Raw genomic sequence first — 8,450 nt, 5'->3', positions numbered from 1 at the left:
AAAACCGAAAGACTTGATGTTCCATAGTGACCAAGGAAGCCACTATACCAGCCGACGCTTTCGCCAACAGCTCTGGCGTTACCAGATAAAACAGAGCATGAGTCGACGCGGTAACTGTTGGGATAATAGCCCGATGGAACGCTTCTTCAGAAGTTTAAAAACAGAATGGATACCGATGACCGGCTATCGCAGTATCAGTGAGGCACAGAGTGAGATATCACGATACGTAACGGGCTATTACAGTCAGCTCAGGCCGCATCAATATAACGGCGGGCTGACACCCAATGAGTCAGAGCGAAGGTACTGGCTTGAATACAAAACCGTGGCCAATTTAACTTGACCACTACAATTAGATCACTTCGCGGGTTGCACTCCAAGTGTAACACCATGATTTATCTGTTAATTATGTGGGGATTCGTCAGGGCAAAGCTCAGTCGTACCGTTAAGCGATTACTGTAAAAAAACAAAAACCGCAGCATCTAGCTGCGGCTTTTGTCTTTTGGGTAGTAACTATTAGAAGCTATAGGTAATACCAACACGGCTTCTCAACTGACGCTTGTCAGAGCTTGATGAGACAGACACATTAGTGAACTGGACATATGGTCGCCACTTCCAGCCTTCGCCCTTATAGCCAATCCATACACCAGCATCCCAGTTGTAATCGTCATTATCAAAAAATGTTTGATTATCATGACCTTTGGTATAGTTAGCCTCCAAGCCCAACTGGAAGTAGTTAACGTTATAATTGAGATTCGCCGTCACGTAGCTCAAGCGCTCCATATCACGATCATCAGTAAAATAACGGAACTGATGACGATAGCGTAATTTGGCCACCAAGCCTGAATCAAACTTATATTGCACTCGGAGCTGAGGCTTATAGCTGGTATGTCCACTAAAAAACGTCAGCGGCATACTTGGAAGCAGTGTCCAATGGTCGTTTAGCTTAAATTTGTAACCATACTCAAACTCATTACCATTTGACTCCCACTCAGAAAATGGCTTACCTTTTAACATGGCTTCTACACCAAAGAAGTGGTTCCCCACACCCGCGCCCATTTTAACACGGCTGGCGTATGACTCAGATTCATGCTTGTATTCTTGCCTAAAGTCCAATGATGCAGACGAAGCAGACGCTGATGCAACTAAGACAATAGATGCCAACATGGCTTTTTTTGCTACTAACATAAAATATCCTTATTAATAAACAACAGTTAAGTTTTCCATCTCTTTTAAGTTTGACTCGTCTTTTCTCAGCTCGTATAAGGCCGAGTCAAAAACCTCATCACCATACACTCCGTGAGCAAACAGGATATTTTTATATGCCTTACTCAATGTGAAGTTCTTTGGCTTACGATATGGCCAGTCCAGCTTTCCAGCTGCATAGCTGGCGATATATTTATATCCCTCTTTCAGTGAATGACCATCCACCTCATAATTCCAAACATCTACGCCCAGCATTTCCCCAAAGTGGCCAAGATAACTGTATGCTTCTAAATTGAAATTTGAGTAATGCCAAGGCCGGGTGCGTTCAAGTTCAGCATGTTGGCGTCCTTGCTTGTCGAAATGCCCACCAATGCGACGCATTTGCGAAATTCGCAACCGCTTCTTAGCCAGATCTTCATCGCCAACAAATATTGAAAAAGCCACAACCTGCGCGTCATACCATGTGCCATGATTGTTATGCCAGTTATCTTCTTCAAAACCATGATTGCTAGTAACTAGCCAATCATTAAATTGCCCAAACCATGCTTTAATAGATTCATACTGGGCGGCACTAAGATGCTCCCTAACCATATAAATGCTATCTAGCACAGGAATAAGCAAGCGACTTTCAATAATTCCTATACCGCGTCCATCAACGATACCAGGAATGGCTTGTGCGTATTTAAGGTGCGGATTCATCATGGTTTTAGAGTCAACTAACCATGCATTGAGATGCTCAACTGCTTTTTTTGCATACAGCTCATTATCAGTAAAATAATACGCCATACCTAGGGTTTTAATATCATTGGCAAATCTAATAAAGCGCTGTTTATCGGTCGCTGCAGACTTCGTATCCATATTATATTCGCCATCACGGCGAACATATGGCAACCCATCCTTAGTGTCTGGGTTTGGCCACCAGTAAGGTCCAAAACTAAAGTAATCATGTTTGTCACCGCTTGCAGGCAGAAGCGTCTTGTTAGTTACCGGATCAACATCTACCAATAATGCTTTATTTGCCTTCTCAATCAAGGCATTTAAAGCTACTTCTTTCTCCCCCAAATTAGCTTTGTTATATTGCAAAGACTGTTCATTGTAGGAAACAAACCCCGCACTAGCATGCGTGGTAAAAGCCAAAAACAAAGCCACCAACGTAGTTTTTCCAATCATCATAAGCACCCTCTAAACCAATCAACAAAACTAAAATACCCCTCAAAAAAATGCTTCTCAATATTTTTTTTGAAACGCTTTTTTATTTTTTATTTAATTTGTGATCAAAGTAACTCATTCGTTAAGAAGCAATAAGGAAGCCTCACTCCACCCCTATGGCAAAACAAGCAATAGACGGCATCAGAAAAACCATAGACAAGCAGTCACATACAGAAAAATTATGACTCAGTGATTAACAACAAGGATGAAGGCTTCCAGCTAAAAAAATCAATAAGCTCTGAATTTGACAAAGCCACAATTATTATCAGATTCAAACTTAATTACAGATCCAGTAAATGATTTACTGCTAACATAGTTCGAGGCCACATTCAAAACTCCTGAGCCATCGATAGACTTAACGTTACCGCGAAAATCACAACTCGGATTTTCATCACTGTCCCAGACTTGAATCGTCTTACCAGTAAGGTCCCTGTCGATGACAATACAATCTTCTCTGTCTAGTACGAGCTCGTTATAGGTTTTCCACACGTAGTTCAGCACATTACTGCAGCTATCAGGGATGGGCGGCTCAATTGGCTCGTCTGGCTCAACTGGCGTAGTCATCGGACGTAACCACGAACCACCGGCAACGCTAACACCAGAGTCAGGGATCTGGGCATACACACCTTCTGCAATTCCTTGATCCCATGTAGGTACCGGCTCACCTCCGTCATTGAGATGCTTGAACCTGATACCGTCCCAGTTAAACGCGTACTCAACACCGGGCTCATCAAACAGCCCCCAAGGACTCACAGACGCCCCCTCAGACTCAGCCTTCTTCATGATGTTGTTGACAAAAACATTGTTAGGTCCAGTTGGACCAGACCATTTACTGGCATGATCACCCGAACCTATCCAAATAGGTTGCCATGTGGATCCAGGCTCAGGTGAACCATTTGCCCAATTTCGATGTTCGAAGGGCACTTCAATGGTATTATTGCGAATTAAATTGTTGCGCTCCCACCCGCCATGAAGGTTTAAGTCCATATTCAGGTAGTTGTTCTCAACGATATTCCCAGTTGCTGACCACTGAAGGGCTAAATGTCGGATATTTCGAATATCATTATGGTGAATCCAACTATCATAGAGTTTCGAACCACGTAGATAACCATTGCCCCCTGCCCCTTTATTCCAAGAGCCATTTATCTGGTTATTTGAAATCGTAATGTCTTTTGCAAACTCGGTGACTATCGGATGAGAGCCGATCATCTCAATATTGACATTATCCACCCAACCATTGTTAACCCATTTCATCACAATGCCATGGATAGCATTCTCAGCGCATACATTCTCGTAGCGATAAAGTACCCCCATGGGGTTAGATTCTGAATACTCATCGCTATTGTGCCCCTCACAGGCACTGCCTTGTGGCTTCATTGTCAAATACAGTTCTTGGATTCCAAAATTTGAAACTGCAGTCACAGGCATTGCACGGCTTTTATAATTATGCTCATTACTTAGGGGAACATCGAACTCTAACGGCCTGTCTAAAACCACCGTATCTGTAGCGACATCAACGGCTAAAACCCTAAACAGCTGAGTCCTCATGTGGCCTGTTTCAATATGGCTGGCACTTCTACGATAAAGTGGTACCTGCGCCATATCGAGAAACAAATCGTCCGTTGCAGCGCCAACATAAATGATATCTCCGGTTGAAAACTCACTGGCTTTTCTGGCGCTAAGTTTAACTGAAGTATCACCCTGCTTAGCTGGCTCGGCAAAATTGATACTATGTTTCCAATGAAAGTTTATACTCCCTTCATAGGCGGGCTCGTTTGGGTGCTTAATTCTTGTTTCAACCCTAAATGCAGCGAACCCAGGCCAGTACTTCTTGTCGAAATCTGGTGCGTTTTCAGCATCGACTCCATAGGGAGTCCATGGATTCACGACTACTTGGGTACCCGATTGAGGATCATTACCCGCACCAACAATAACAACTCCTGACTTATCGATGTGCAGTTCTTGATTAAAGTCAACTACACCCGCTGGCAGTTTAATGGCCGTCAAGGTTGTAGTTGAATCCACCAAACCATCGATAATTGCCTGTATCGCAGGCACATCATCCACACCATCGTTGGCAACCACACCATATTCAGTGGCATCAATAACAACATCAAACTGAGCCGGCAACGACGCCCCCTGATTGTAACCAGGCTGCGGGCCTGCTAACACATTCAGGCTAAATAGCACACCTGTAGTGGTAATGAAGAGTAATCTCTTAGGTATGTTCATATTTGGTTCCTCTGATATCATCAGTTGAAAGAGGAGCTATGCGTAAGCACAGCTCCTAGGTACAGATACAACAACTTGTTACGATGAGATGGAATTGAAGGTCCCAGCGGTATTTTCAGCAGTGACTTTGGCACTCTTGAGCAATAAGCTCCCGATGCAGGCAATCACCGCGCCGACAAAAATAAATGCCATACGCCCCCAGAATGGATTCGGAATTAGCACCATAAGAGTTACCAGGGCACCAAATACAAGAATTAAACGACCCAGCATATAACGCTGCTGGCGGTCAATTTCATCTTGACCTTCGGCTTCAATCACTGGTGTAGCAACATCCTGCCAGAACTCTTGCAGTTCAGTCTGACGCGTTACTTCCGGCTCCTTATAGAACTTGGTAGTTAAGCAGAAGAAGCCACCGGTAATAAATAGGTGCCCCATAATGCCCAATAGCACTTTGAGATCGCTTGCTTCACGCCCAGTAAACGGAGTCTCTAAGTTGAGCCAACTCGCTACTACATCTGCAGTTATCACAAAACTGACCAGATAAGAGACAGCGATGCCGACCACCAAGGTAGCCCACGCTGCCCAATCCGGCGTTTTCTTAATGAAGATGCCGAAGAACAGTGGAACCAAAATTGGCATTTGCAACAAGGTGCTCACATACATCATGGCATCGAACAAGCTAAGACCGCGCAAGGAGTTAATAAATAGCGCAACCAAAATGATTAACCCGCCAAAGCACAAGGTGACGACCTGACTAACCCGCATAAGCTTCTTGTCATCGGCTTTTTTGTCGATAATAGGTGCGTAAAAGTTACGCACAAAGATACCGGCATTGCGGTTGAGCCCAGAATCCATCGATGACATTGTCGCTGCAAATACCGCCGACATTAGCAGACCAACCATACCTACTGGCATTGCTTTCTCCACAAACACCAGATACACAGCATCGGAGGCTTTCTTACCTAATTCAGCAGCATGGGCAGTTGCGGCTTCAGGATAAATAACCGCCGTAACCCAAGGAGGCAGGAACCAAATCGCAGGGCCTATCAACATCAACACAAACGCAAGTAATGCCGCTTTTCGCGCATTAGCAGAATCTTTTGCCGTTAAGAAGCGATAAGAATCTTGCATGTTATTGATGTTCTGGAGCTGTTTAACAAACATGAAGATGAACCACGAAACAAACAACAGGCTATAGTTCATGTTGGAGCCCATGATCGACTCAGCGGGGAACTGCTCGATTAAGTTTGAAGGGCCACCTATTTTTATCAGTGCAGCAACGGCGCAAACCACGGTCACAGACATGATCACGACCATTTGCACAAAGTCTGATGCTACTACCCCCCACGCGCCGCCAATCACTGAAATAAACAGTACAATCAAGCCAGTAATAACAATGGTGGTAGAAATATCCACTTTAAATACAGCACTAACAAACAGCGCCAAGCCATTTAGCCAGATGCCGGTATAAATGATACTGGTAGGCATAGTTGCCCAGGTAAACACCTGCTCATTGGTAGAGCCGAAACGACGACGAACTCCCTCAATAGGCGTAATCACCCTCATTTGACGAAAGCGATGTGAAAAGTACAGCCAAGACAGCAAGAAACCAAAAGCGTTGGCCATAAATACCACCATGATGGGAAACCCATCGTTAAACGCTTTACCCGCAGCCCCAGTGAATGTCCAAGCGCTAAACTGGGTCATGAACGCAGTAGAGCCAACCATCCACCACAGCATCTTGCCACCACCACGAAAATAGTCACTGGTAGAGCTACCAGCAAAACGTTTGAAGATCACACCAATTGCGATCATAAAAACAAAGTACACGCCCACTACGAGCATATCGGTATTCATCCTGAACTCCTTTCGTTACGTCCATTTATCTTTTTAAAACTGCATTTCATTATTTGTCAGATATGCGTTTTATAAAGAGGGAAACTGCGTTTTTGTGATCTGAATTAACTTTAGCTTGTGATAAAACCCTAAGAACCATCGTCAGCTCAAACTTTAGCCATCACCAGAAGACGAGACATTCATCGGTCAATCATGAGTTTGAGCAGGTAGGGATAACTCAAGGCACAGCAATGAATAACCAAGGTATTGATTTTAAAGGTTTTTGCCAGGGTGAAGCTGAGTAATTCAAGGAAAATTCGTATACAACTAACATTTCCAGTAGAAACCTCAGAAATAGAATTAACGTATCAGGTAATATAAAACACGGTTTTATTTTGTGTTTACTGCCCTGCTTTGTTTGTATAAAGTGGTCCCTCAAGACTTAGGAAACACCTTTGATAAGGTACCGATGGAAAAATGGAATATGTTAGTCGTCACTTTCTGCTCAGCTCACAGCTAGCCAGAACACTGTATCACGAGCATGCTTCAGCTCTACCTATCATTGATTATCACAATCACCTCGATGCCAAAGAGATTTGGCTAGACAGCAGTCCCCATAATCTTACCCAAGCGTGGATTAATCGCGATCACTACGTATGGCGAGCAATGCGCTGGAATGGCATAGATGAGCACTACATAACGGGCGAGGCCAACGATGAAGATAAGTTCTATCATTGGTGCAAAATCGCCCCCAAGCTAATTGGTAATCCTCTCTATCAGTGGTCTCATTTGGAGTTAAAACGATATTTCAATTGTGACCTGTTGCTCAACGAAGATAACTGGCAAGCGATTTGGCAAATCACCCAAACTCAACTTAAAAAAGGCACTCATAGCGCACGCAAACTGCTGCAAAATTGCTCGGTAACCACCCTATGTACAACCGACTCACCCAGCTCTGATTTGCACTATCATGCCAAGCTAGCCAGTTCAGATTGTGCCACCCAAGTACTACCGACCTTCAGAGCCGATGAGCTATTTATTTGGCGCACAATAGGTGATGCGGGCAACTATCTAGATAAATTCGCCACCCTTACCCAAACCGACATTAGCAGCATCGACGATTATCTCGAGGCTATAGAAACGCGCATAAACACATTCAACCATCAGGGATGCCGACTTGCCGATCTTGGTCTGAAACAGGTTGCGTTTCATCCCTGTAGCCAACGGCAAGCGAATAAGTTGTTTGGCCAACTGTTGAGCGGCAACGCTCTATCCAACTCACAACGTGCCGCCTTAGACACCTACTTATTTGTCTCGTTGGGACGCCTCTACCACAAATACCGTTGGACAATGCAACTGCACATTGGCGTGTTAGCCGATGTGAATAAACGTTGCGTGGAAAGCGTAGGCAGTGGCAGTGGATTCAGCATTATCAACGACCAACTCCGTACCGATAATCTGGCGTATTTGCTCAATGCCCTTGAGCAACAAAACGCACTCCCCAAGACCATTTTGTACAACTTGAATCCGGCACACAACGCGGTTCTAGCATCGCTATGCGGGGCATTTCAAGCGAACGATGCCGGCATGGGAAAAATCCAGTTTGGCGCAGCCTGGTGGTTCAATGACCACAAAGATGGCATGGAAGCCCAACTGACTACGCTGAAAAACACTGGCGCGTTGGGTTGTTTCATTGGCATGCTGACCGACTCGCGGAACCTTTTTTCAATGAGTCGTCATGAGTACTTTCGCAGGGTAATGTGTAACCTATTAGCTAATTGGGTCGAACAAGGAGAGCTTCCCAACGACCTCGAGCTTCTGCAACAGACGATAGAAAACATCTGCTATCACAATGCACAACGTTACTTTAACTTCCCCGCCCACCACAACGTAGGAGCATCCGTATGATCCAGTTTACCCCTCAGCAGATGGCGCAAATAAAACAACGTGTATCGCCCCAACAGATCGCA

General features: G+C 44.6%; 6 protein-coding genes. 2 read left to right on the top strand and 4 right to left on the bottom strand.

All coding sequences use genetic code 11. The features are described from left to right. Positions 1-340: integrase core domain-containing protein (locus G462_RS24195; RefSeq protein ID WP_157378585.1), on the top strand; the 340-nt coding region annotated here is incomplete at its 5' end. 173 nt (positions 341-513) lie between these two features. On the opposite strand, the gene G462_RS0108650 is transcribed toward G462_RS24195, so the two are convergent. The 4 genes from G462_RS0108650 to G462_RS0108635 form a co-directional block, all read right to left on the bottom strand. Next, positions 514-1,185 carry an oligogalacturonate-specific porin KdgM family protein gene (locus G462_RS0108650; protein ID WP_026958651.1) on the bottom strand — a complete coding sequence of 224 codons (672 nt, stop codon included), beginning with the start codon at positions 1,183-1,185 and terminating at the stop codon, positions 514-516. Positions 1,186-1,197: 12 nt separating this feature from the next. Beyond that, on the bottom strand, positions 1,198-2,373 hold the full coding sequence (locus G462_RS22185; protein ID WP_051326625.1) for an alginate lyase family protein: 1,176 nt from the start codon (positions 2,371-2,373) through the stop codon (positions 1,198-1,200). 267 nt (positions 2,374-2,640) lie between these two features. Beyond that, positions 2,641-4,644, bottom strand: a complete 2,004-nt coding sequence (locus G462_RS22180; protein WP_051326624.1) for a right-handed parallel beta-helix repeat-containing protein — start codon at positions 4,642-4,644, stop codon at positions 2,641-2,643. Between the two features lie 78 nt (positions 4,645-4,722). After that, the gene (locus G462_RS0108635) at positions 4,723-6,501 is read right to left on the bottom strand and encodes a sodium:solute symporter family protein (RefSeq protein WP_026958650.1); all 1,779 of its coding nucleotides are present in this window, start codon (positions 6,499-6,501) and stop codon (positions 4,723-4,725) included. 456 nt (positions 6,502-6,957) lie between these two features. Between G462_RS0108635 and uxaC the strand changes: the two genes are divergently transcribed. Beyond that, a complete protein-coding gene (uxaC, locus tag G462_RS0108630) occupies positions 6,958-8,388 on the top strand; it encodes a glucuronate isomerase (RefSeq protein WP_026958649.1) in 1,431 nt (476 codons plus the stop codon). The last annotated feature ends 62 nt before the right edge of the window (positions 8,389-8,450 follow it).

This window comes from Aliagarivorans taiwanensis DSM 22990 (genome assembly GCF_000429505.1).
GTDB classification, from domain to species: Bacteria; Pseudomonadota; Gammaproteobacteria; order Enterobacterales; family Celerinatantimonadaceae; genus Aliagarivorans; species Aliagarivorans taiwanensis.
This window is presented reverse-complemented; position numbering and strand designations above follow the sequence as displayed.